Genomic DNA, 25,873 nt, shown 5'->3' with positions numbered 1-25,873 from the left:
ATCAAAGCGTTCGCGGGGCTTTCGTGGCGCGCGCGGGTGCGGCGCTCCTGAGGAAGCCGGCACCTTCACTTTCCGTCACCCCGGCGAAGGCAAAACCTTTGACCTATTATCCGTCATCCCCGCGAAGGCGGGGATCCAGACGCGCGGGAGCCTTCCGCATCTCTCGCAAGCGTCCGAGGTTCTGGATCCCCGCCTTCGCGGGGATGACGGAAGGGGGACGCGTCGCGTCCGTCTCTGACCGGGAACCGGCAATCCCCCTCAGGCCGCCGCGATCCAGTCGTCGCCGACGCGGCGCAGCACGTCGAGGGGGACGCGGCCGTGCGCCAGCACCGCGCCGTGATAGGCCTTGAGGTCGAAGCGATAGCCGAGCTTCGCCTTCGCCTTCTCGCGAATGTCGACGAAGACCGAATGGCCCAGCTTGTAGCTCGCCGCCTGGCCGGGATTGACGCAGTAGCGGTCGATCTCGCGGCCCGCGTCGCTCTCGGTATCGCCCTGCTGCTCGACGAAATAGGCGACCGCCTTTTCGCGGCTCCAGCGGTAATGGTGCAGGCCAGTATCGACCACGCAGCGATTGGCGCGGAACAGCTGGGCGACCAGATAGCCGCAGCGGCCGAGCGGATCGTCGTCGTACATGCCGATCTCGTCGGCGAGCTGCTCGGCATAGAGCGCCCAGCCCTCGCCATAGCCCGAAAAGCCCCCGGTCTTGCGGATCAGCGGCAGGCGCGTGTTCGACAGGGCGAGCCCGCTTTCCATCTGATGGCCCGGCAGCCCCTCGTGATAGGTGGTGGTGACGAGCGCGAAGCGCGGCCAGTCGCCGATGTCGCGCAGGTTGAAATAGACGAGGCCGGGCCGGCTGCCGTCGAGCGAGGGCGCCTGCGCATAGGCGCTGGCCGAACCCGCCTCGTTGGCGGGTGGCACGCGGCGCACCTCGAAGCGATAGTCGGGGAGGCGGGCGAAGACGGTGGGCAGGCGGCCGCGGATCGCCGCCAGCCGTTCGTTGCAGAACGCGATCGCCTGTGCGCGCCCGGCCTCGCTGTCGGGGAAGAGATATTTCGGATCGCGGCCCAGCGCCGCCATGCGCGCGCCGGGCGTCCCCTGCGTATAGCCGAGCTTGCGCAGCTCCGCATCGAGCCGCGCGCCGATCGCCTTCGCCTGATCGAGGCCGAAGCGGTGGACCTCTTCGGGCGAGAGGCTGGTGGTCGTCGTCGCCTGCAAGGCGGCAGGGTAGAAGTCGGCGCCGCGCGGCAGCTTCCACACGCCGGCTTCGTGCGTGGCGGTGGCGCGCATCGTGCGGGCCTGCGCGATCTGGCGGTCGAGCGCGGGAAGGACCTGCGCCTCCCAGATGCGCGCAGCCCGGTCCGCATAGCTGGCGGAAAGCCCCTTGGCCGCCGCGCCCTTCGCGAGTGTCGCGACGATGGTGGCGTCGGCGGCGGGTGTGCGGAGCGTGGCCATCTGGGCGAGCGTGAGGTCGAGGATGAAGTCGGGCGGGACGACCTTTCCCGCCGCCTCGCGTCGCATCCGCTCGGTCTGGGCATCCAGCTGGCCGGCAAAGGCGCACATGCGCTGGAGATAGGCGTCGGCGTCGCCGGCGGTGTCGATCTTGTGGCGGGTGTCGAGGAAGTTCGGCACCGACTGATAGACGCCCGCCTGTTGCGAGACCGTATAGGGGCTGGGGCCATAGGCCTGGCCGCCGAAATCGAACTGGCCGATCCGCACTGCGGAGCGCCGGATATAGAGGACGCTGTCGAGGTCGATTTGCTGTTCGGGCGTCAGGCGGCGGCGATCGACCGCCTCCAGCCGGGCCAGCTCCGCCCGGGTCGCGGCCTTGTTGGCGGCGATGGCGGCGAGCGACTGGTCGGAGAGCTTCGCGCGCAGATCGGCATTGGCGCCGGTATCGAGCCCCAGGCTGGTCGCGCCTTCCGGGCTGCGGCGCAGCTGCGCCTGCATCAGATCGGCGAAAAGCGGGTCGAGCGGGGAGGCGGGTGCGTTCTGGGCTTCGCTGCTGCGTGGGAGGGTGGTGGCGGCGAGGCTGGCGGCAGTGCCGGCCAGGAAGGTGCGGCGGGTCGTCATGCAGGCGAACGTCGCAACTTCTCAGGGGGTTGTACAGGGGTGGATGGGATGCGGAGTTCCGGGGGGAGGGGTTTGCCGCGTCTCAGAATCTCACCTGTGCTGGGATGACGGACGGGAGGAAGCCTAACCCTCTCCGCAGTGGCGCCGACGGACGCCACGTTCCACGAATGTTCCACGTGGAACATTCGTGGGCATACTTTCCCTCTGTCATCCCGGCGCAGGCCGGGATCTCGCCGGGTGGCCACAGCGCCAGCCAACCGGAAGACCCCGGCCTGCGCCGGGGTGACGTTTCGGTAGGATATCAGGTGGCTTGCGGCGTCCGCTTCACCCCACCCGCGTGCCGTTCATCGGAAAGCTGCCGAACGCGCCCGCCCCGACGGCGCCGACCAGCGTGTCGCCGTCGATCGTCGCAAGACAGTCGAGCGTCATCGGCATCGGAACGGTCATCTGCTGCTTCCAGCTGACCTGGTTGCCCGCGACCTCGCCCGAGACGTCCATCGCGCCCATCGCGCCCGAGACGTTGCCGGTGAAGCTGCTGCCGTCGCTCTTCACCGTCAGCGTCATCTTCTGGTCGCCCAGCGGCGACTTCACCGTGCAGTCGTAGCTGCCGTCCACATCCGCCATCGCAACTCTCCTTATTTGGCCGCGGCGGCCTGCGGCGCTGCGCCGCCGGCGACCGCACCTGCCGGGATGACCTCGACCGGCAGTCCGGCCGTGTCAAGCTGGGCCCGCACCTTCGCCGCATCGCCGACCACGACCCAGACGAACCGCTTCGGATCGAGCGAGTTGCGCACCGCGCCACGCACCTGATCGATGGTCAGCGCGCGCAAGCGGGTGGGCAGCGTCGCCTGATAGTCGTCGGGACGGCCGAACAGGTCGTTCTGCTGCATCGCGCCCAGGATCGCGCCCGAGGTCTCGTAATCGCCCGGCAGGGAGCGGATCGCCCCGGTCACGGCACGATCGAACTCGGCCTGGGTCATCGGGCGGGCACCGACATAATCGGCGAGCTCGCGGCGCATCTCCGCCAGGCTGGCCCCGGTCTTGTCGGCCTGGACGCCCGCGCGCAGCGTGTAGGGCACCGCATTCTCGAAATGATCGTAGCTGCCGCCCGCACCGTAGGACCAGTGCTTGTCCTCGCGCAGGTTCATGTTGATCCGCGACAGGAAGTCGCCGCCCAGTGCGTCGTTCGCGATCCCCGCGGGGAGCAGGTCGTCGCGTCCGCGCAGCGGCGTGGCGGTGCCGCCCGCGACGATCGATTGCGGGCTGTCCGGGCGGTCGACCAGCACGATCTTCGGGCTGGCCGACTGGATCGGGCCGAAGGTCTTGGTGCCCGCGGCGCCGGTCGCGCGCCAGTCGCCAAAGGCGCGCTCCAGCACCGGCGTGAGCTCGGCGAGCGGCCGGTCGGAGGTGACGAAGATGCGGGCCTTGTCGGGGCGCAGCCACGCCTGGTGGAAGGCGGCGAGGTCGCCGCGCGTCGCCGCGGTCACCGCCGCAGCATCGCCCTGGCCGCGATTCTTGGCATAGGGCGAGTCGGTGCCGACGACCAGCGGCGGCAGGACGCGGGCGACGAGGCCGTAGGGCGAGGTCAGTTCCTGCTGGATGCCGGCGAGCTGCTGCGCCTTCACCCGCGGCAGCTCGCTGTCCGGGAAGGTCGGCGCGCGGAGCATGCCCGACCACAGGCTGCTCGCCGCGACCAGGTTGACGCTGGGCACCGACAGCGAGCTGGTGGTGCGGTCCGGCGAGGCACCCGTGCCGATCGCGGCGCCCAGCCGCTCGCGCGCCTCGGCCAGCGCGATCGCGTCATAGCCGGGAATGCCCTCGTCGAGCATCGAGATCGTCAGGCTCTGCGTGCCGAGCCGGTTCGCCACATCGGCGGCGATGCCCGCATCGAAGCTGATCACCGCAGTGGTCATCGGCACCGCGGTCCGCCGCGCATAGACGACCTTGATACCGTTCGACAGCGTCGCACGCTCGATCGCGGGGAAGCTCAGCCCCTTGAGCTCGGCGACGGCGGGAAGCGGCCCGCGCGTGCCCTTGGCCGGAACCGGCGCGGCGGCAACGGGCTGGGCGGGCGGCGGCACCTTGGCCTCCGCATAGGCGGCGCGCTGGCCCGGCACGACGTCGACGGTGAGCGCCGGGCGACCGAGCCAGCGGCCCGCGACCGCGCGCACCTGCGCCGGCGTCACCGTCGCCAGCTGCTCCAGCTGCTTCTTGTAAAAGCCCGGATCGTCCGAATAGAGCGCGCCCTCGGCCAGCGCGACCGCCTTGCCACCGAAACCGCCGACCGATTCGAGCCCGCGGATGCGGCCGACGACCCGCCCGGTGACCGCGCGCGTCACCTCGTCCTGCGTTGGGCCGGTGCGCAGGAAGTCGGCGACGATCGCGTCGAGCCGCCGCGCGGCCACCGCCGGATCGACGCCGGGACGGACGAGTCCGTAGATCTCGAACGTGCCGACTTGCGCGTAGCTGTTGTTGTCGACGCCGACCTGGACGAACAGCTGCTCCTTGCGGACCAGCTGGTTGGTGAGGCGCGACGAGGCCATGCCGCCGAGCACCGACGCCGCCACGTCGAGCGCCGCCGCATCGGCATCGTTGACGCCCGGCACCGCCCAGTAGCGCGAGACCATGGTCTGGGCGACCCGATCGTTGAGCGTGATGGTGCGGGCCGCGGGCAGCGTCGGGACGGGCGCGACCGGCCGCTGCGTCTGGGGACCGCGGCGGATCGCGCCGAAATACTTTTCCACCAGCGGCCGCGCGGTGCGCGCATCGATGTCGCCCGCCAGCACGAGCACCGCATTGTTCGGGCCATAATGGTCGCGGAACCAGTCCTTGACCGTCTGCAGCGAGGCGGCGTCGAGATCGGCCATCGAGCCGATCGTGTCGTGCGCATAGGGGTGGCCCGCCGGGAACAGATTCTCCGTCACGGCATAGCGCAGCAGGCCATAGGGCTGGTTGTCGCCCTGCCGCTTCTCGTTCTGGACGACGCCGCGCTGCTCGTCGAGCACCCCTTGCGTGATCGCGCCGAGCAGATAGCCCATGCGGTCGCTCTCGAGGAACAGCGCCCGGTCGAGCGCGGCGGTCGGCACCGTCTCGAAATAGTTGGTGCGATCGAAATAGGTCGTGCCGTTGAGGTCGGTCGCGCCGATCTGCTTCAGCGGCTCGAAGAAGTCGCCGGGCGCGTTCTCAGAGCCGTTGAACATCAGATGCTCGAACAGATGCGCGAAGCCGGTCTTGCCGGCGGGTTCGTGCTTGGCGCCGACATCGTACCAGACGCTGACGGCGACGATCGGCGCCTTGCGATCGGTATGGACGACGACGCGCAGGCCGTTGGCCAGGGTGAACTGCTCATAGGGGATATCGACCTGCCCGACGAGCTGGGCGACGGGCGCGGGCTGACCCGGCTGCGCCGCCGCGGGCGGGGCCGAAAGAATCGCTGCCGCGCCGCAAAGAGCCAAAGTCTTGAAAGTCATCGGTTCGGTCGTCCCCGCTTCAACATGATCCCGGATGCTAGACCGCCATTGCCGGCAGACGCAATAAAGTGTCTCGCTCAGGGTCTTGTGTTGCGCAAATGCAACACTAACTTGGCTGCAGACCAAGGGGTGCCGAACCACTATGAACATCGAGAAATTCACCGACCGCGCCAAGGGCTTCCTGCAATCGGCGCAGACCGTCGCGATCCGCATGAACCATCAGCGGATCGCCCCCGAGCATGTGCTGAAGGCGCTGCTGGAGGACGAGCAGGGCATGGCCGCCGGGCTGATCCAGTCGGCCGGCGGCGATCCGCGCCGCGCCGTCAGCGAAACCGACTCGGCGCTGGCGAAGATCCCGGCCGTCAGCGGCTCGGGCGCGCAACAGACGCCGGGGCTGGACAACGACACCGTCCGCGTCCTCGATACCGCCGAGCAGATCGCGCAGAAGGCGGGCGACAGCTTCGTCACCGTCGAGCGGCTGCTGGTCGCGCTGGCGCTGTCGCTCACCACCGCGGCGGGCAAGGCGCTGAAGGCGGCGGGAGTCACGCCCGAGGGGCTGAACGGCGCGATCAACCAGCTGCGCCAGGGCCGCACCGCCGACACGGCGGGGGCGGAGGACCGCTATGACGCGCTCAAGAAGTTCGCGCGCGACCTGACCCAGGCGGCGCGCGACGGCAAGCTCGACCCCGTGATCGGCCGCGACGAGGAGATCCGCCGGACGATCCAGATCCTCGCCCGCCGCACCAAGAACAATCCCGCGCTGATCGGCGAGCCCGGCGTCGGCAAGACCGCGATCGCCGAGGGGCTGGCGCTGCGCATCGCCAATGGCGACGTGCCCGATACGCTGAAGGACCGGCGGCTGATGGCGCTCGACATGGGCGCGCTGATCGCGGGCGCGAAATATCGCGGCGAGTTCGAGGAGCGGCTCAAGGGCGTGCTGGACGAGGTGAAGGCGGCCGAGGGCGACATCATCCTGTTCATCGACGAGATGCACACGCTGATCGGCGCGGGCAAGTCCGAGGGCGCGATGGATGCGGGCAATCTGCTCAAGCCCGCGCTCGCCCGCGGCGAGCTGCACTGCGTCGGCGCGACCACGCTCGACGAGTATCGCAAATATGTCGAGAAGGATCCGGCGCTCCAGCGGCGGTTCCAGCCGGTGTTCGTCGGCGAGCCCACGGTCGAGGACACGATCAGCATCCTGCGCGGGCTGAAGGACGTGTACGAGCTGCACCATGGCGTGCGGATCACCGATGGCGCGATCGTGGCGGCGGCGACCCTGTCGAACCGCTACATCGCGGACCGCTTCCTGCCCGACAAGGCGATCGACCTGATGGACGAGGCCGCATCGCGCATCCGCATGGAGGTGGAGAGCAAGCCCGAGGAGATCGAGACGCTTGATCGCCGTATCATCCAGCTGAAGATCGAGCGCGAGGCGCTGAAGAAGGAGACCGACGCCGCCAGCCGCGACCGGCTGGAGACGCTGGAGGAGGATCTCGCCAATCTCGAGCAGCAATCGGCCGAGCTGACCCAGCGCTGGCAGGCGGAGAAAGACAAGATCGGCGCCGAGACGAAGCTGAAGGAGCAGCTCGACGCGGCCCGGATCGCGCTCGATCAGGCGCAGCGGCAGGGCGACCTCGCCCGCGCCGGCGAGCTGTCCTACGGCACCATCCCGCAGCTCCAGAAGCAGCTGGAGGAAGCGCAGGGCGCATCCAAGGGCGCGATGCTGCGCGAGGAGGTGACCGCCGACGATATCGCGGGCGTCGTCAGCCGCTGGACCGGCGTGCCGGTCGACCGGATGCTGGAGGGCGAGCGCGACAAGCTGCTGCGCATGGAAGAGGTGCTGGGCCGGCGCGTGATCGGCCAGGCCGATGCGGTGCGCGCCGTCTCCACCGCCGTCCGCCGCGCGCGGGCGGGGTTGCAGGACCCGAACCGGCCGCTGGGCAGCTTCCTATTCCTGGGGCCGACGGGCGTCGGCAAGACCGAGCTGACCAAGGCGCTCGCCGAATTTCTGTTCGACGATCCCAACGCGATGGTGCGCATCGACATGAGCGAGTTCATGGAGAAGCACGCGGTCGCGCGGCTGATCGGCGCGCCGCCGGGCTATGTCGGCTATGAGGAAGGCGGCGTGCTGACCGAGGCGGTGCGGCGGCGGCCCTATCAGGTCGTGCTGTTCGACGAGGTGGAGAAGGCGCATGGCGACGTATTCAACGTGCTCCTCCAGGTGCTCGACGACGGGCGGCTGACCGACGGGCAGGGGCGCACGGTTGATTTCAGCAACACGCTGATCGTGCTGACATCGAACCTCGGCAGCCAGTTCCTCGCCAATGTGGCCGACGATCAGGATGTCGCGACCGTCGAGCCGCAGGTGATGGAGATCGTCCGCGCGCATTTCCGCCCGGAATTCCTCAACCGGCTGGACGAGATCATCCTGTTCCACCGGCTGGGCCAGGCGCATATGGCGCCGATCGTCGACATCCAGGTCGGCCGCGTCGGCAAGCTGCTGAAGGACCGCAAGATCACGCTCGACCTGAGCGATGCGGCGCGGGCGTGGCTGGGGCGGGTCGGGTACGACCCCGTCTATGGCGCGCGGCCCCTGAGGCGGGCGGTGCAGCGCTACCTGCAGGACCCGCTCGCCGAGGCGATCCTGCGCGGCGAGGTGAAGGACGGCTCCACCGTGAAGGTGGACGAGGGCGACGGGAAGCTGGTGCTGACGGCGGGGTGAGGGGGTGGGGCGCAAAAAGGGGGCGGGTCCTTGCGGACCCGCCCCCTTTCGCCAACTCGGGTTCTTCGATCCTAGAAGGCGATGTCCAGGCCCAGCCGGACATAGCGGCGCGGCTGGTAAAGCGATGCCAGTCCGTAGTTGGGATCCGGGATGTAGCTGGTCGGAAGATTGTTGGACCCGGACACGACGTCGAGATCGCCCGTCTGCACGCGACCAAGAACGGCCTGCGAATTCAGAAGGTTGAAGACGTCTGCGCGCAGCGTCAGCTGCCGGTCGGCGATCTTCGCATTGTACCGTACCGCGAGGTTGATGGTTTCGAACCAATCGCTCTTCTGTGCGGAGCCGCGCGGGCTGGGCTTGCCACCGCAATAATGCGAGGCCGCGCCGTAGCCGTTGGCAAAAACGTCCTTCGGATGGAAGCCGAAGCAGCTCAGTGACGCCGGCGACTTGATCTCGGTGTTGAGGCCCAGCACCAGCTGCTCGCCAAGCGCGACGTTGCCGAAGGCCTTGATGATGTGGCGACGATCGTTCGGGAGGTTGCCGTACGAATAGTCCACGAAGCCGGGCTGATCGAAGTCCTGGGTGATGCCGGAGTCGGACTGGCCGAAGTCGGACTGTACGTAACCTTCGGAGTTGCCCTTCGATTTGGACCACGTGTAGCTGCCGCCGAACGACACCATGCCGTCCCACTTACGATCGAAGCTGAACACGACGGCGTCGTAGGTTCGCTTCGCCTTGCCATAGCCGAGAGCGTCGGCCGACAGATTCACCGTGCGATTGTTGATGTCGTAACCGGTGGCGAGCAGATTGACGGTGATCGCCTTTCCAGGATTGTTGATCACGTACTGGTGGTAGCCGCTCCAGATGGTCGAGCAGGGAACGGCGGCGCCACCCTTGGTGGGACGCGCGACGATCCCGTTCGCGGTGCAGTAGGCGTTGATGGCGGCATCGACTGCGGAGTCCTCGGCGGTACGATCGAGGTTGCGGTGCGTGTAGCTGACGCCGAACGTCCAGAGACCGGCCTTTTGTTCGTACCCGGCGATGAATTCGCTCTGCCGGGTCGCCTTGAGATTCGCGGCAACACCCTGTGTCGTGTTGATGTCGGAGCCATCGCCAGTGACGTTGCAGTTCGTCAGCGCGCCGCCGGGTAGAAGCGCGAATGGGCATGCGGCTTGGTAACTGCCGTTGTTCGTCACCAACCCGCCCAGGATCGGCGTACCATCTGCGCGCACTCCGGTGAAGTTATAGCGCTGGCGGATATAGTAGGACGGAGCACCCTGTCGAAAGGCCGTGTTGCTCGCGATCGGCAGATAGTACCAGCCGTAGGAGCCGAACAGCTTGCCCGAGCGATCTCCGAACAACCGATACTCCGCGCCCACCCGAGGTGCATAGTTCTTGCTGAGATCGGCAAAGGTGTTGCCGCTGGGCTTGTTGATCCTGAAATCGTCGCGACGGGCGCCCAGGTTGAGCGTCAGGCGACTGAAAGGCTTCCACTCGTCCTGGATGTAAAACGCCTTGTTCTTGGCCTTGAACGTACCACCGGTGTTGAAATAGTTCAGTTCCACCACCGGGCCGTTGGCGTTGGCAGCGCGGGCGATGTACTGGACGCCGGCACCTCCAAAAACGGCATCGTAGGCGGCTTGCGAGATGTAGCCCTTGCTGAACTGGAATGCGCCGCCGTTGCGCACGGTGACGTGCTCGAGCGTGTTATTCTCCTGATCGTACCCGCCCCGGAGGTGGTGATTGCCCAGGAGCGTGAACAGGATATCGGCATCGGCGCGGAAGAACTTGCGCTCCGTGCTGTAGACGACATCGTTGCTGCCCAGCCGCTGCCCGTTATAGTAGCCGCCATTCGGGACGCCGTACGTGGTAGCACCCGATGCATTCGAAAATGCGGGAAGATTGCCGGCACCCGCCAGAGGTACCTGATCGAAGCGGTCGCGCACCCGACCGTAGGCCGCCGACACCGTCAGCCAGTCGGTCAGGCTGCCGGTATATTTGCCCACATAGTTGAGCCCGCCGCCCTTGAAGCCCGTGACGGCCGTCGCGGTGCCATAGACGACTTTCCCGTTTACGGTCGAATAGGTGAGATCCGATCGCTCATTGGTGTTGCGCGTGTCGAAGACGGTCAATTCAAGGTGCTGGCTGTCGAACGGATAGGCATCGATCTTGACCCCCCAGAAGGGATCGTCGTTCTTGTACGAATAAGCCGTGCCGGCGCGGGGGCTGTTGTCGATGCTGGTTGCGCGCTGGAATTGGGCCAAGCCGTAGACAAACAGGCGATCCTTGATGATCGGGCCACCCGCCTCGACCGTGACGGACACGTTGTCGGCCTTGTCCGCGCGGCGATTGGTGTTCGGCGTGTACGCAGAACCATCCCAGGAAAGGGTATTCTTGCTGGGCGACCGCAGGAAGTTGGGTGACCAGTCCAGATGCACGGCGGCGGTGAAGTCGTTCGTGCCCGACTTGGTCACGGCGTTGACGATGCCGCCAGTAGCGCGACCATATTCCGGCTGGTAGCCGCCATTCTTGATCTCAATGCCTTGGTAGAAAAAGAACGGGACCTTGGCGCCGCCGAGATAATTGTCGAAATTGGTGAGGTTCAGGCCATTAAGATAATAGGCGTTCTCGGCCACGGACGAGCCGCCGATCGATGGCAGGCCGTTGAACGTCGAATTGGACGAATTGCCTGCCGTCGTGCCGGGTGCGAGCAGGATCACCGACGTCAGGTCGCGGCCGAGCGGACGATTGGCAATGAAGTCCGTGACATCCACGTTCAAGCCGGTTGTCGTACCCGTGAAGGACGCAACGGCGCGGGTACCCGTAACGACGATGTCATCGCTCCCCGATGCGGCGAGTGCGATGTTCAGCTGTGCGGTCTGACCAGCGAGGATCCTGACATCATCGGCTCGCCAGCTTGGCGCGTTCGGAGCATCCACCTTGACGGTATAGGCGCCGATCGGAAGGCCGTTGATGAGAAAGCTTCCCGACCCATTCGACCGGGCCGTGCGGGCCGTGCCCTGCGCGACGGAGGTGATGTTGACGACGGCGTTGGCAACCGGCCGACCGGCATCGTCCAAGACGGTACCGCCGATGGCACCGGACGTATAGTCCTGGGCGATTGCGGGCGTCGCTGCGACCGTCGCGCCGAGACCAGCGCCGAGCAGCGCAAGAGCTCGAAATGCACTGCCGCCCCGCAAGGTTCGGCGCGCTACGTTCAAGGTGCTCTTCACGTTGAGTGGTTCCCTCTTTTTGCGATCCCCGGCCTTTGTCGACCTGTCGCGGGATCGGTCGTTGCGCTTCGCGACCGTCAGACACGCGTTCGGACGATCGAGCGGCGGCAAAAGTGATTGCCGGACCCGAAGCTGTAAAGAAGACCAACTAAACGGAAGAGACGTTTCAACGAAGTTGTAGCAGAAACGCCACAAAAGAATAAGCTGTTATGTTGAATTAATCCGGTATGTTGCTTCCGATATGTACTGGAATTGAGTCTTGTTAGTGCTGATAATTTGTCGGTTTCTAAGTTTAAGACATGTATTTCGTCGCTACTACATGCGCTAAGAGTCTGAACATGTTGCCTTTGGAGGTGGAAGACCCGTGCCGCCTCTGAGTTCGTGCGGATCGATCTGGCGCCGGCACGGCCGCCGAGGAATGTGCGCGGATGGTGCATGCGGCTCTTGACAAGAAGCGGAAAGCGCGTCGCAGACGTACAAGTGCATGTGGCGGGCGCATCGCTCGCGGCAGCGCTTCGTCAGCGCCACGCTCTCGTCAGGGTACGCCGACGGTGGCGTGACGAGGCCCCGATCGCAGGGCGTGAGAGCGTTGGACTTCGCCCTCAACCGGTCGGCGGGAAGCGGTAGTGGAGCGCCGGTCAGGGCCAGGCGGCGTTGACATGCCGGAACAAAAAAAAGGCGGGTCCTTGCGGACCCGCCCCCCATGTCCGGGACGATACCCTTCCGCGATCAGAAGCGGAAGCGTGCGCCCACATAGTAGCGACGGCCGAACACGTCGTACACGCCAGCGGCGGTGTCGGTGCCGGTCACGTTGTACGGCGAACCCGACAGGATGTTGGGCGCCTTGGTGTCGAGCAGATTGTCCACGCCGAAGTAGAACTCGTACTGGCTGGCCGCCTTGAACGAGGCCTGGGTGTCCAGATAGAACTTCGCCGGGATCTTGATCGCGTCGGGGCCCAGATCATAGGCCGCCAGCGTCTGGTCGTCCTCGTTCGACCGGCCGATATAGGTGCCGGTGAAGTTCACGTTGAAGCGGTCGCCGACATAGCCGATCGTCGAGGTGAACCGGTCCTTCGCCGCACCGATCTCGCCCGCGAAATTGTCGCGATCCGAACCCGGCAGCGGGATGATGTAGCCGTTGAACACATGGGTGTAGGACACCCGCGCATTCAGATCACCCGGCAGACCCAAGCCGGCCAGCGGCAGGCGCTGGGTCAGCGTCACGTCCAGACCTTCCGTGGCGAGGCGGCCGGCATTGACCGACGCCGCGTTCACGAATTCCAGCGTACCGGCGCTGTTCACCGCGGTCGCCGCAGGACGACGCGAGATGAAGGCGCAGTAGGTCGGGTTGTTCTGATTGTAGCACTGATCGAGGATGAAGGCGCGCGGCGGCGCCGAGATCGCGTTCTTGATCTTGATGTTGAAGTAGTCGACGCGCAGCACCGTGTTGCGCAGCAGGTTGATCTCCCGAGGGTTGATCGTGACGCTGGCGGTGTACGAGTCCGAGGTTTCCTCGTTCAGGTTCGGGTTGCCGCTGTTGAAGCCGCTGACGCCCTGCCGATCGAGCAGCGTCACCGCGAACGCGCCGCCATTGGCCGCGATGTTCGCCAGCACGCCCGGTGCCGCACGGCAGGTGTCGCCCAGGACGCCGCCACCCGTCGCGCCGATGCCGATGCAGGGATCGTTGACGGTCGGGAAGGTCTGCGACGGACCGGTGAACAGCTCGCCGATGTTGGGCGCACGCACCGCGCGGGCATAGGTGCCCGAGAAGCGCACCGCCTCGATCGGCATCCACTCGACGCCGCCGCTATAGCTGTAGACCGTACCGACCGTGCTGTAGTCCGAGATACGGCCCGATCCGCGCAGGTTCAGCTGCTGAATGAAGGGCGTATTGTGGATCAGCGGGACGTTGATCTCGCCATAGACTTCCTTGACGTTGAACGACCCGGCCGTGTCGGGCAGCGCATTGCCGCCGTTCAGGCCCTGATTGGTGAGCGAATCGTTGTTCTCGCTGCTGGTCTCCTTGCGGTACTCGGCGCCGATCGCGATGCCGAGCGGGCCGGCAGGCAGATCGACCAGCGAACCCGAGAAATTGCCCTGCACGACCTGCTGGGTGATCTTCGTCTGGAAGGTCTGGTCCGCCTGCAGGTAGTTCAGCGCCTGCTGCGAGATGGTGCCCAGCCCGAAGATGTTGACGGGGACGCAGCCCTCCGCCCGCGCCTGCGCGCTGGCGCAGACCGGCGTGGTGCCGCCCGGCAGACCGACGCTCTGCGCGGTCACCACCGCGAAGGCGTTGCGGAAGTTGGCTGTGTTGATCTGGCCGTTGCCGCTCTGGTTCTCCGTGGTCTGACCATAGTTATAGGTCAGGTCCCAGTGAAACTTGTCGGCGAACACGTCACCCTCGAAGCCCGCGACGAAACGATAGAAGTCGCGGGTGGTCGAGCTGCGGCGGTTGCCGAACTCGAGCAGACGGCGCGAGAAGCCGATGTCGCGCAGCCCGTCGCCATCGGTATCGGTCGCGGCATTGTAGATCGCGTCGGGCACGTAAGGATTGCGCACGATCGAGAAGGTCGGCGCAGCGCCGCCCACGCCGGCAGTGGTGACGCGGGTCTCGATCGGCGCCTGACCGCCCGAGCCCGGGAACGCACCGCCGGTGCCGGCCGAGGTAAAGCCGAACGGTTCGATGTTCCGGTCCGACGTGGTCTTGGCATACGTGCCTTCACCGATGAAGCGGATGCTGTCGGTGATGTCGTAGTGCGCGCGTGCCGCGAAGAGGTAGCGCTCCACCGGCACCGCGATGGTGCGGTAATTCTGGCGGTTGAACCCACGCGATGGCAGCGCGGTACCGGCGGGAACGCCGCACGCCGCGGACTGGGCCGCGCTGATCGTGCCGCCATTGGCGCTGAACCCGCGCTCCAGCGCGCCGGTCGGGCCGTAGGTGAACTGGCAGCCACCGGCGGTGAACACGCCCTGTGGCGGGATGCCCGAGAAGGTGCCCTCTACCGGAACGCCGTAATCAGCGGGATCGCCGGTCACGTTGAAGAAGCGGTCCGAATCGTCGACCCGGGTGTTGGGACGCTGACGCGACAGCAGCTGGCCCTGGTTGGTGTAGCCCAGGTGCACCATGATGTTGCCGCGGCCGTCGGAGAAGTTGCTGCCGACGGTGACGTTCGCCTGATAGTCGCGGTTATCGCCGCGCTCGGTGAAGTTATACTGGGCGTTGCCCTCGATACCTTCGAAATTGTCCTTGTAGATCAGGTTGACGACGCCTGCGACCGCGTCCGAGCCGTAGAGCGACGAAGCGCCGCCGGTCAGGATGTCGACGCGCTGCAGGAACTGCACCGGCACGACGTTGAGGTCGACGGTGGCCGACCCCGGCAGGCCGGCGACGACGCGGCGGCCGTTGATGAGGACCAGCGTACGGTCGGTGCCGAGGTTGCGCAGGTCGACCGTCGCGACGCCCGTGCCCGAGGTCAGGAAGGCCGAGTTGGTGCGCGCCAGGGCCGGTGAACCGAACACCGGGTTTTCGAGCAGCAGGTCCTGGAGGTTGGACACGCCCGACTGGTCGATCTGGAGATCGCTGACGACCTGCACCGGCGAAACCGAGGTGATGGTCGGCGAAGCGATGCGCGAGCCGGTGACGACGATGTCGTCGCCCGTGCGGCCTGCAGCGGCGGCAGGCGCCTCGGCGGCGTCATTCTGCTCGGCGGGGTTCGGCGCCTGCTGCGCGAAGGCGGGGGTGGAGGCAACCAGACCCGCGCCCATCAGCGCGAGCGTCACGGTCGCTGCGCTGCCGCGCAATCCCCCCCGGATGGCGTTGAGACTCTTCATGCGGAAAAATCCTATTCTGGATCTTGGCTACGAGCGTGTCGGCCGCTGATCCGTGCTTCCCTGTCGTTTTCCATCGCCTTTTGAATGGGCTGGATAACCGGGGCACTTAGAACTGGGGTCTCGAAAAACAGCAACCTTGCTGACCTAACCGAGATTAAGTTTGTCGGAAAATTGCTAATATGTTGCATTTTCGACACGTGCGACGCGACATAGGTTGTTTTGCGGAGCACCAATTGACGCAACTTCCAGACGGAAGAGTGCGGGTGGATCGGCTGGTTTCCCCATGCACGGTCGCGCCTGTGCGGACGGTCGCGGGTTTGGTGGACACACAAGAAAGGCGGCGCTCCCGAAGGGAGCGCCGCCCAAGATGTCGAGGTTGATCGACGGATTAGAAGCGCAGGCGACCGCTGACGAAGAAGGCGCGGCCGAGCACGTCGTACAGCGTCGGGAAGGTATTCGACTGCTCGCCGTTACCGCCCTGCTGGGTCGACGCCGACAGCGGCGGAGTCTTGTCGAACAGGTTGCTGACGCCGACGTTCATCTGGAAGGTCTCGGTCGCGTCGAACGTCGCGGTCAGATCGAAGTAGCTATAGCCCTTGATCGTCTCCGAGCCGTACAGCGTCGCGTCGTCGTCGTCGCGTGCCTTGCCGATGTAGCGCCACTGGAGCGAGCCGGCGATATCGCCGATGCCCAGGGTCGTGCGCAGCGTGTGCTTCCACTTCGGCGTCGGGACGCCGCACTGCGCGCCGAAGCGGCCGGCGCAGCTGATCACCGTGTCCTCGCCGATCACCGGGGTCAGCTTCAGGTTCAGCAGGCGGGTGCCCGAGAAGCTAAAACCGAGACGGGCGTTGTCGGTGCCCAGGATCGCACCGAGCGGCTGGGTGTAGCCGGCGGTGATGTCGATGCCCGACGTCTTCAGACCACCGGTGTTCTGCAGCGTCGATGCGAAGCTGTCGATCTGACCCGACGAGTTGCGCGTGATCAGGTTGCAGTAGGTCTGGTTGAACTTGTCGAAGCAGAGCGACCCGATCGTGTCGGTCGGAACCGAGCCGATATAGCCATCGATCTTGATGTTGTAGTAATCGACCGTGACGGAGAAGCGCGGGATGAACGACGGCTGGAACACGCCGCCGAAGGTGTAGGTCCGGGCTTCTTCCTCGCGGAGGTTGCGGTTGCCGCCGGTGAAGGTCAGCGGATTGACGTCCGTTCCCTGGATGCCGGCGTTGCCGATCAGCGAGGCAGGGGCGCCCGCCGCCGCGAACTGCGCACGGCAGATCGTGTTCAGCTGGGTGTTGGTCAGCGCCTTGGCGAGGCCGCACTGGTCGGCGTTGCCGTTGAAGCTGACGGTGTTGCCGAGGAACAGCTCGTTGACGCTCGGGCCGCGGATTGCCTTCTGATACTGACCGCGGAAGGTCAGATCCCGGATCGGCGCGAGCTGACCGCCCGCCGACCAGGTGAAGACGTTGCCCGGCGCGTTCGAATAGTGCGAGGCGCGGGCCGCGGCGTTCAGCTCGAGTCGGTGGATGATCGTGTCGGTGAGCAGCGGAACGCGAAGCTCGCCGAAGAACTCACGCACCGAATAGCTGCCCGCGGTCGGCTGGCCCGGGTTGAAGCCCGCGACGTTGCCCGACGACAGATATTCGTCCGGGGTGACCGAACCGGCTTCGTTGCGCCACTCGGCGCCGACCGCCAGACCCACGCCGCCTGCGCCGAAATCGACCAGGCTGGGGTTGGTCACCACGAAGCTGGCCACCTGGGTGGTGTACTGCTCGAGGTTGGTCGCGCCGATGCCGATATAGGTGATCGCTTCCGGGCTCAGGCGGTTGAGGCCGAAGATATTGACCGGAACGCAGCCCGCCGCCCGTGCGGAGGCACTGGCGCACTGCAGGTTGCCCGCGGCGTCGAACGAGGTCTGCACGCCCGCCAGGAAGCGGTCGATGGCAACGTTGCCGTCCTGCCGCTGCGAGTTCTTCGTGCGGGCGTACATATAGTAGCCGTCATAGCTGAAGCCGGCGCCGATATCGCCCTTCATGCCAGTGACGATACGGAAGGCGTTGCGCTCGTCCTGGTTGAGCCGGCCGCCCAGCTGCGTCGTACGATAGTTGAAGTTCGCCCGGACATAGCCGTCGCCGCGGGTCGCAGCGGGAGCGCAGGTCTGGTTCGGCGCGGTGCCGGTGCAGGTCACCTCGTTCTGGTCGTAGGCGGTCAGCGCGGTGCGCAGAGCGGCCGACAGATAGGGCGAGTTGGTCTGGATCGAGATCGGACCGGTGGTGCCCGAGCCGAACGGCGTGCCGTTGCTGATCGGGGTCGCCGCCAGCTGCGTGTTCACGCGGTTGTTGGCGAACTGCGCCTCGAAATAGGGGCGGAAGTGCTCGTTGATCTCGTACTCGCCCATGGCGGAGACGAGGAAGCGCTCCTGCGGCACCTGCAGATAGTTGACCGGGTTGAAGTTGTACCCGTCGGCTGCGGTGTAGCAGGTCGACGCGCCGGCCGGCGTGAACACCTGATAGATGGTGTTCGAGGTGGCGCAGCCATTGTTCAGGCGCGCGTTGAGACCGGGATTGAGCACCACCGGGGTGGTGCTGCCGCCGACCTGCGCCGTCTGGTTCTGCAGGAGGATACGGCCCTGCGGGACCGAGCCCGAGCCGCCGGCGGCGAAGGGTGCGCTGCCGTCCTGGTTGTCGCTGAGCGCGTTGCGCGAGAAGTCGCGCTGGCCGGCGAAGGTCGGCTTGCGCTTCAGATAGTCGACGAACAGCGTCACGTTGCCGCGATTGTCGTCGAAATTGGCACCCATCGTGCCGTTGATGTCCCAGATCTGCGCGTCGCCGCGCTCGGTGACGCGGTAGCTGCTGCCGAGCTCGACGCCCGAGAAGTCGCGCTTCAGGACGAAGTTGACGACGCCCGCGATCGCGTCCGAACCGTAGACGGCCGACTGGCCGCCGGTGACCACGTCGACGCGGCTGATCAGCGAGGCCGGGATGGTGTTGAGGTCGACCACCTGGCTGACGTCATACGACATGTAGCGGCGGCCATCGACCAGCACGAGGGTGCGCTGCGAGCCGAGGCCGCGCAGGTTGACGGTCGCGACGCCGCCGCCCGGATTGTTCGAGGTTGACGAGGTCGTGGCGGTGACCTGCGGCAGGTCGTTCAGCACGTTCTCGATGTTCGCCGAGGCGGCCTTGAGGGCGATGTCCTGCGACGAGACGACGGCGATCGGGCTGGTGCCCTCGAGATCCGGACGCGCGATGCGCGATCCGGTGACGACGATCTCGCTGCCGGCGCCGGCATCGTCCTGCGCAGCCGGAACCGCGGCGCCCGGAGGGGCAGCCTGCGCGAACACGGGCGAAGACATGGCCGCAAGGCCGATGGCGAACGTTGCAGCGCTGCAACGCAGGGAAGAGTTGATTCGACGGCGGGTCATTGCTTGAAAATTCCCCTTTTTGAGGCTCTTAGTAAGAGATGCTCCGGCTCGCTTATGCAATGTCCGCGCGTCTCATCAGCCGAACGGGAATTCCGTCCGATTTGATGTTCTGATTTGTGCTAAGTCGCCGGGGCGCTGTAAAGCGGCAGAGTTATCGAAGCCGCACTTCAGGCTAGTTGTGTCGCAAAGCTGCAACACTAGTGAATTCGAACGCCTATGTGTTTGTTGAACAACGCATTTTTCAAGGTGAGCGCTGGAATGAAAAGGTCAGCTTTACTGCTGTTAGTTGCAACTGGCACCTCGATCGCGGCAGACGCTGCACCGCGATCAGAACCTGCAGCGGTCCTGCGCGACCTGACGGCCTGTCGAGCGGTAGTCGATCAGCAGGCGCGTCTTGCCTGCTATGACGAGAAGGTTTCGGCGCTCGCCACGGCGGAGCGGACGGGCGACGTCGTCGTCGCCGACAAGGCGCAGATCCGCCAGTCGAAGAAGGCGCTGTTCGGCTTTGGCTCGCTGCGCCTGCCGATCTTCGGCAGCGACGACGGCGACGCGCCTACCCAGATCGAAGCCAAGATCGCGTCGGTGCGGAGCGCCGGCTTCCAGAAGTGGGAGTTCACGCTCGATAACGGCATGCGCTGGCGGCAGACCGACGATACCGAGATTTTCCCGAAGGCGGGGCAGCCGGTCGTGATCAAGTCGGCGGCGCTCGGCAGCTATTTCCTGCGGCTGCCGTCCCGATCGGTCAGGGTCGTTCGCGTCCAGTAGCGGCGGCTACCCCTCGAATCGACCGAGAACCTGATGCGCGCGCCGCAGGGCGGTGCGCTCATCGGCATCGAGACAGGGATTCCACGCATCCATGATCAGGATCACGCGGGTGTGATCGCTGTCGTTCCAGGCCTCGTGCTCGATCGTATCGTCGAAGGCCCATGCCTCACCCTCGCGCCAGTGCCGCGTCTCGGACCCGACGCGAAAACCGCAACCGTCGGGCACGAGCAGCGGCAGGTGGACGACCGCTCTCACATTGGTCACGCCGTGATGCGGCGGGATGCGGGTGTGGGGGCGCAGCGTCGAGAACATGACCGTTGGGCCCCGATGCGGAATGTCGAGCAGCGGCAGGCTGCGCAGTAGCGCCATGGTCTGCGGACAGCGTTCCGCGGTTTCGGCGACCTCAGCGCCGTCCTTGAAGAGGAAGATCGCACCCCAGTCGAGCGAGTTGTTCAGGGCCTGCCACTGGTTGACCGGCGTGCCCGGCGCGATGCGGACATAGGGCGCGTTCCGGTCGCTCTCGCGCGTCATCGCCAGCAACTCGTCGCCGATAACGTCGGTGGCGGCCTCCAGCGCCTGGAACCAGGGGAAGTCCGCGCGGTCGAAATATTGGAGCGCGGGCAGATAGGGGAAGTGCAGCCCCGCAGGCTTGGGATGGTAGATGCGGCGTCGCCCGCCCAAAATCTCCAAGGCATGGTCGAGCCGGGTCGAGCCGACGGGCAGATCCCTCAGCTCCTCGCGGATCGCCGACTCGACGGCCAGATCCTGTGCCGCAACCAGCTGGCGCCCGTGTTCGAGCGCCTCGCGCAGGCCCGGCTGGAGCGTCTCGATCGGCGGAGCGGCGTCGAGCAGCGAGCGATAGGCGGCGACGGCATCGGCGACGCGATCATGACGTTCGAACCATTGCGCCTTCTGCAACAGCGCGACGACGAAATAGGGGTCGGCGACGAGCGCCTGATCGAGCGCGGCAAGTTCCGCCGCGTCCTCTCCCAGCATGCGGAGCACGCCAGACAGGTTGAGCCAGATCGCTCCGGCCCTGGGGTCGGCCGCGACCGCGCGCTCGAACCAGGATCGTGCTGCACCTAGTTCGTTCGCCGTCAGGGCCTGATTGCCCAAGGCATTGAGCGCACGTGGATTGTCCGGAGAGAGGGCAAGGATCCGCTGATACAAGGACGCGCTTTCCGCCCGCCGGCCGGCACGCGCCGACTGCTGTGCCTGCTCGAACAGGGCTTCGAGAGCGTGCGGGTTCATGCAGCGGCCGTTGGTGCTGGAAGGACAGCCAGGTGCTGGCGAATGGCGGGAGCGGACATGTCACTGGTATCGGCGCGCAAGGGCGACCGAAGCAAGACGTCTTCTTGGCGACGCGCGGCGCCAGCGGTCAGCGGGACAGTGGAGCGAGGAGCGTGATCGACAGGAGCAGCGTGCGATCGTGGCCCGGTGCGGGGTGCCAGCGACCGCCTAGCCAGCCCGGCATCAGGACCATGTCGCCCGCTGCGGCGGGCAAGCTCACCTCCGGCGCATAGATGGCACCGGGATTGTCGAGGCGAAGGCGCAACCGGACATTTGCCGCTTCCATCATCGGGGCCGGCAGGCGGGGGTCCGCCAAGACGATCCGGCCGGAAGCCTCCGCCCCCTGCCCGTCCCCCAGAACGAAGAGAGCCTTCCAGAAGGCCTCATATTCCGGAGCGATGGGGAGGCCGTGGTGGCCGTCGGCGGCATGGCCGGTGACGGCGGCGTGCCAGTGGATCGGTCCGGCGCCGTTCGTCTGTGCGGTCGCACGGTTCGCCAGCCCGACCGCATGGTCGATTATCGGCTGCACCGCCGGTCCGGGAGCGATCGCGGCCGACGATCGGCCCTGTTGCCGCAGTGCTGCCTCGACCTGCCGCATGGTCGCTCCGCGATCGATCGGTACGGCGTCCGGCCGGTCGAGGATCACCGGTGTGGCAAACAACGGTTCGACATGGATGGCGGGCGGGCTGGTCATGCTGGCGGTCGTGCGACGAGGTTGATCGCGATCGATAGCCGCTCCGCCTCGCCACGATAGGGGCGCACCGAATGGGCGAGGAAGGACGGGAAAGCGATCAGCAGGCCGGAAAAGGGCCGCACCCAGGTCTCGTGTTCCTCGACCGCGCCATTGGCGACACGGTGGCGCAGGTCGGGCGTCCGCATCCGGAGGAAGGGCATGCGCGGATCGACGAACACCAGTTCCCCGCCGAGTTGCCGGTCGCCGGACCCGGCATAGCCGTCGTCGACATAGTAGACGAAGGACAGATAGGATCCGGGATGCCAGTGGCTCTGGTTCGAATCGCCGGCACGATTGACGTTCGCCCACATTTCCGGCTGCCAGCGGACCGAAGCCGGCCGGCCGCTCGGATCGGCGGTCATCCGCTCGGCGGCTGCGACGCACTGCGCCGCAAGGACGGCCGCCGCGTCGCCGCCCCAGCGGAGCATGTCGTCGGTCGACTGCCACCCGCCTACGTTTGACTTGGACACCCCGAGGACCCGCTGCCGCTCGGTGGCGATCGCCGCACGCAGCGGCGGGTTAAGTGCGGCCGCATCGGGCAACGCGATGGTGTAAACGGGCGTTTGGAACAGGGTGACGATCCGGGCCGCCATCACTCCGGCTCCGCCCCCACCACCAGCAGCGGGTCGAGCCGTGCGCCCTGCCAGGTCAGTCCCCAGTGCAGGTGCGGCCCGGTCGCCCGGCCGGTGGCGCCGGACAGGGCGACCGGCTGGCCCTGTCGGACATGGTCGCCCACCGCCACGTCGATCCGCGACAGGTGCATCAGCGCGCTCGACAGGCCCATGCCGTGATCGATCAGGAGGAGGTTGCCCTCCAGCGTGAAGGGCGCGGGCGTCGCGAGGATGACGACGCCGTCGGCGGGCGCGACGACCGGCGTGCCGGTCGGCACCGCGACGTCGGCGCCCGAATGATAGCTGCCCGGCTTGCCCTGATAGATGCGCTGTGCGCCGAACCAGCCCGACTGCCGGCCATGGGCGGGCCAGGCGAAGCGCTGGCGCCAGCCCGCGGCATCGGTCTGGCGGGTGCGGGCGGCGGTGATCTGGGCCAGCTCGGCGGGGCGCAGCGCGTCGAACTCTGCGCTGGTGCGGCCGGCGCGATAGGGAGCATCGACCGGCTCGAGCCGCCAGGCGCGCGGGGCGACGCTGATGCGGACCTCGGCGGGCGGGGCGCCGCTGGCCTGCTGGACGAGGAGGGCGGAAGGAGCCGCGTCGCGATCGAAGCCGAGGATGAAGCGGCCGTCCGCCGCGACTCGCACCGGCTTGCCGTCGAGCGTCAGCATCGCGCCGGGCTGCGCACGGCCGGCGACGAGGCCGCCCTGGACCGCCATGCCCTCGATGGCCGGCGGGGCAGGGGCCGTCGTCGGGGCGGGAGCGGGCGAAACGGGCCGGGGCCCCGGTGCGGGGGGCGGCCCGGTGGGAGCGACGCAGCCGGCGGCCAGCAGGGCAAGGGCGAGGCCGCCCGCAACCCTCATCGCGGCGCCAGCGCCTCGCTGGCGATCTGCGCGCTGGCATAGGCGGCCTGGCGCGCGACGCTCCAGTAGCGCAGGTCGTCGAGCGCGATCCGCGTGCCGCTCTCGGCGCAGACGACATGGTCGCCCGGCGACAGGACGCGGAAGCCGTTCGCCATGTAATGAAGGCGCGCGGGGCGATCGGTGTTCGACATCAGCATCGTTCTGGACACATTCCGGCAGGGTTACAGCAGGCTGGGCTGCTCGGGGGGAACATAGGTTTTCGTCGCCGGTCGCTCAACCCGCGCGTCGACGGCGCCGTCGCGGAAGTGGAGCGTCACGGCGCCCGCCGCCCGCGCCGCCGCCGCCCCGGCCAGCGTCTCGCCGCCCGCGCGCGCGGTGACGCGGGCATAGCCGCGCTCCAGCACCCGGTCCGGATTGAGCGACTGGACCAGCCGCCAGGTCGCGTCGAGCCGGCCCCTGGCCGTGTCGAGCTGGCGTGCCAGCACCGCCGGCCGCAGCGCGCCGGCCGCATGGGCGAGCTGCCCCCGCGCACCCGCGACCCGCGCCGACAGGCCGCGGTCGAGCCGCGCACCCGCCTCGTCCGCGCGCTGGCGCTGGGGCCCCAGCAGCGCATCGCGCTTCGGCAACAGCCGGGCGAGCGCCGCCAGCCGCTCTCGCCCGCGCTCGACATAGCGGTTCGCGCAGCGGTTGGTGCGCGCGGCATGGGTGGCGACGGTATGGCGCAGCTCGGCGAGCACCGGCACCGCGATCTCGGCCGCGGCGGTGGGGGTGGGGGCGCGGCGATCGGCGGCATGGTCGCACAGGGTGGTATCTGTCTCGTGCCCGACCGCGGAGATGATCGGGATCGAACAGGCCGCGACCGCGCGGACCACCACTTCCTCGTTGAAGGCCCAGAGATCCTCGATCGAGCCGCCGCCGCGCGCGACGATGACCAGATCGGGGCGGGGAACCGGGCCGCCGGGCGCGATCGCATCGAACCCGCGCACCGCCGCCGCCACCTCGGCCGCCGCGCCCTCGCCCTGCACCTTGACCGGCCATACGAGGACATGGGTGGGGCAGCGATCCTCCAGCCGGTGCAGGATGTCGCGGATCACCGCGCCGGTGGGCGAGGTGACGACGCCGATCACGCGGGGCAGGTAAAGAAGCGGCCGTTTGCGCGCGGGATCGAACAGCCCCTCGCCGGCGAGCTGCGCCTTCAGCTTCTCCAGCAGCGCCATCAGCGCGCCGGCGCCGGCCAGCTCCATCCGCTCGATCACCACCTGATATTTGGAGCGGCCGGGATAGGTGGTGAGACGGCCCGTCGCGACCACCTCGATGCCGTCCTGCGGGGCGAAGGCGAGCGCGCCGGCCGCGCCCTTCCACATCACGCCGTCGATCACCGCCGCCTCGTCCTTGAGGCACAGATAGGCATGGCCCGAGGCGGCGCGCTTGTAGCCGGAGATCTCGCCGCGCAGGCGGACATGGCCGAACTCGCCCTCCACCATCCGCTTCAGCCGGCCGGACAGTTCGCCGACCGACAGCGTCAGCGCGTTGTCGCCCGGCATGTCCTCCGCTACCAGCCGCGGTTCGTCTGAAAAGGGATCCGGCATGAACGTCCTGTTGATCGGCTCTGGGGGCCGCGAGCACGCGCTGGCGTGGAAGCTGGCCCAATCGCCGACCCTCGATACGCTCTTCGCCGCGCCCGGCAACCCCGGCATCGCGCGGCACGCCACGCTGGTGGCGCTCGATGCGGCGGACCATGGCGCGGTTGCGGCCTTCTGCCGCGAGCAGGCGATCGGGCTGGTGGTGATCGGCCCGGAGGCGCCGCTGGTCGACGGGCTTGCCGACACGCTGCGGATGGCGGGCGTGCCGGTGTTCGGGCCATCGGCGGCGGCGGCGCGGCTGGAGGGTTCCAAGGGCTTCACCAAGGATCTGTGCGCGCGCGCGGGCATCCCGACCGCCGGCTATATCCGCGTCACCGATCGCGACACGGCGGTGGCCGCGCTCGGCGGCACCTTCGGCCTGCCGGTCGTCATCAAGGCCGATGGCCTCGCCGCGGGCAAGGGCGTGACCGTGGCGATGACCCGCGACGAGGCGCTGGCGGCGATCGACGCGCTCTTCGCCGAACCGGGCGGCGAGGCGGTGATCGAGGAGTTCCTGACCGGCGAGGAGGCGAGCCTGTTCGTGCTGACCGACGGCACGCACCTCGCCCCCTTCGGCTCGGCGCAGGACCACAAGCGCGTCGGCGAGGGCGATACCGGGCCGAACACCGGCGGCATGGGCGCCTATAGCCCGGCGCGCGTGCTGACCCCGGCGCTGGAGGCGCAGGCGATCGACACGATCGTGCGGCCGACCGTTGAGGCGCTGCGGGCCGACGGGATGCCGTTCGTCGGCGTGCTCTATGCCGGGCTGATGCTGACGCCGCAGGGGCCGAAGCTGATCGAATACAATGCCCGGTTCGGCGACCCGGAGACGCAGGTGCTGATGCTCCGCTTCCAGGGCGATCTGGTCGCGCTGATGCTGGCGGCGGCGGAAGGGCGGCTGGCGGGCGAGGCTGCGCCGGTCTTCTCCGCCGATTGCGCGCTGACCGTGGTGATGGCCGCGCAGGGTTATCCGGGCGAGCCGAAGAAGGGCGGGGCGATCGCCGGGATCGAGGCGGCGGAGGCGGACGGCGCCGTCGTCTTCCAGGCGGGTACCGCGACCGGCGCGGAGGGCGGGCTCGTCGCCGCGGGCGGGAGGGTGCTGGCGGTGACGGCGGCGGGACCCAGCGTCGCGGCGGCGCAGGCGGCGGCCTATCGCGCGGTGGATCGGATCGTCATGCCCGAGGGTTTCTGCCGCCGCGACATCGGCTGGCGCGAGATCGCTCGCGAACAGGGTTGAAACCCCGC

General features: G+C 67.5%; 15 protein-coding genes. 3 read left to right on the top strand and 12 right to left on the bottom strand.

The window, feature by feature from the left end; genetic code table 11:
- Window positions 1-258: 258 nt before the first annotated feature.
- From IEX18_RS09385 to IEX18_RS09375, 3 genes are all read right to left on the bottom strand, one after another.
- The gene (locus IEX18_RS09385; protein WP_188658481.1) at window positions 259-2,070 is read right to left on the bottom strand and encodes a DUF885 domain-containing protein; all 1,812 of its coding nucleotides are present in this window, start codon (window positions 2,068-2,070) and stop codon (window positions 259-261) included.
- 324 nt (window positions 2,071-2,394) lie between these two features.
- Window positions 2,395-2,694 (bottom strand): hypothetical protein, encoded by a 300-nt coding sequence (locus IEX18_RS09380; protein WP_188658480.1) that lies wholly within the window; start codon window positions 2,692-2,694, stop codon window positions 2,395-2,397.
- An 11-nt stretch (window positions 2,695-2,705) separates the two neighbouring features.
- Window positions 2,706-5,540 carry a M16 family metallopeptidase gene (locus IEX18_RS09375; protein ID WP_188658479.1) on the bottom strand — a complete coding sequence of 945 codons (2,835 nt, stop codon included), beginning with the start codon at window positions 5,538-5,540 and terminating at the stop codon, window positions 2,706-2,708.
- Between the two features lie 142 nt (window positions 5,541-5,682).
- Here IEX18_RS09375 and clpB point away from each other — a divergent pair, with 142 nt between their 5' ends.
- Complete coding sequence (gene clpB, locus IEX18_RS09370; protein WP_188658478.1) at window positions 5,683-8,262, top strand: ATP-dependent chaperone ClpB; 2,580 nt, start codon at window positions 5,683-5,685, stop codon at window positions 8,260-8,262.
- Window positions 8,263-8,333: 71 nt separating this feature from the next.
- On the opposite strand, the gene IEX18_RS09365 is transcribed toward clpB, so the two are convergent.
- From IEX18_RS09365 to IEX18_RS09355, 3 genes are all read right to left on the bottom strand, one after another.
- Window positions 8,334-11,495, bottom strand: a complete 3,162-nt coding sequence (locus IEX18_RS09365) for a TonB-dependent receptor (protein WP_188658477.1) — start codon at window positions 11,493-11,495, stop codon at window positions 8,334-8,336.
- 729 nt (window positions 11,496-12,224) lie between these two features.
- A complete protein-coding gene (locus IEX18_RS09360; protein WP_229664475.1) occupies window positions 12,225-15,326 on the bottom strand; it encodes a TonB-dependent receptor domain-containing protein in 3,102 nt (1,033 codons plus the stop codon).
- A gap of 388 nt (window positions 15,327-15,714) precedes the next feature.
- Entirely contained in the window at window positions 15,715-18,678 is a 2,964-nt protein-coding gene (locus IEX18_RS09355) for a TonB-dependent receptor domain-containing protein (protein WP_188658476.1), read from the bottom strand.
- 327 nt (window positions 18,679-19,005) lie between these two features.
- Here IEX18_RS09355 and IEX18_RS09350 point away from each other — a divergent pair, with 327 nt between their 5' ends.
- Entirely contained in the window at window positions 19,006-19,512 is a 507-nt protein-coding gene (locus IEX18_RS09350; RefSeq protein WP_188658475.1) for a hypothetical protein, read from the top strand.
- A gap of 6 nt (window positions 19,513-19,518) precedes the next feature.
- Here the strand turns inward: IEX18_RS09350 and IEX18_RS09345 are convergent, their stop codons facing one another.
- The 6 genes from IEX18_RS09345 to xseA form a co-directional block, all read right to left on the bottom strand.
- Entirely contained in the window at window positions 19,519-20,763 is a 1,245-nt protein-coding gene (locus IEX18_RS09345; protein WP_188658474.1) for an aspartyl/asparaginyl beta-hydroxylase domain-containing protein, read from the bottom strand.
- A 127-nt stretch (window positions 20,764-20,890) separates the two neighbouring features.
- The gene (locus tag IEX18_RS09340) at window positions 20,891-21,496 is read right to left on the bottom strand and encodes a hypothetical protein (protein ID WP_188658473.1); all 606 of its coding nucleotides are present in this window, start codon (window positions 21,494-21,496) and stop codon (window positions 20,891-20,893) included.
- Entirely contained in the window at window positions 21,493-22,128 is a 636-nt protein-coding gene (locus IEX18_RS09335) for a TIGR02466 family protein (protein ID WP_188658472.1), read from the bottom strand. The genes IEX18_RS09340 and IEX18_RS09335 overlap by 4 nt, the downstream gene beginning before the upstream one ends.
- The gene (locus IEX18_RS09330) at window positions 22,128-23,006 is read right to left on the bottom strand and encodes a M23 family metallopeptidase (RefSeq protein ID WP_188658471.1); all 879 of its coding nucleotides are present in this window, start codon (window positions 23,004-23,006) and stop codon (window positions 22,128-22,130) included. Before IEX18_RS09330 ends, IEX18_RS09335 begins: the two co-directional genes overlap by 1 nt.
- Window positions 23,003-23,203, bottom strand: coding sequence for a DUF2093 domain-containing protein (locus IEX18_RS09325; protein WP_188658470.1), 201 nt, complete (start codon window positions 23,201-23,203; stop codon window positions 23,003-23,005). The genes IEX18_RS09330 and IEX18_RS09325 overlap by 4 nt, the downstream gene beginning before the upstream one ends.
- A 24-nt stretch (window positions 23,204-23,227) precedes the next feature.
- Window positions 23,228-24,595, bottom strand: coding sequence for an exodeoxyribonuclease VII large subunit (gene xseA, locus IEX18_RS09320; RefSeq protein WP_188658469.1), 1,368 nt, complete (start codon window positions 24,593-24,595; stop codon window positions 23,228-23,230).
- Here xseA and purD point away from each other — a divergent pair.
- The gene (purD, locus tag IEX18_RS09315) at window positions 24,594-25,865 is read left to right on the top strand and encodes a phosphoribosylamine--glycine ligase (protein ID WP_188658468.1); all 1,272 of its coding nucleotides are present in this window, start codon (window positions 24,594-24,596) and stop codon (window positions 25,863-25,865) included. The genes xseA and purD overlap by 2 nt on opposite strands.
- Window positions 25,866-25,873: the final 8 nt, after the last annotated feature.

Source organism: Sphingomonas metalli, assembly GCF_014641735.1.
Classification (GTDB): domain Bacteria; phylum Pseudomonadota; class Alphaproteobacteria; order Sphingomonadales; family Sphingomonadaceae; genus Sphingomonas; species Sphingomonas metalli.
This window is presented reverse-complemented; position numbering and strand designations above follow the sequence as displayed.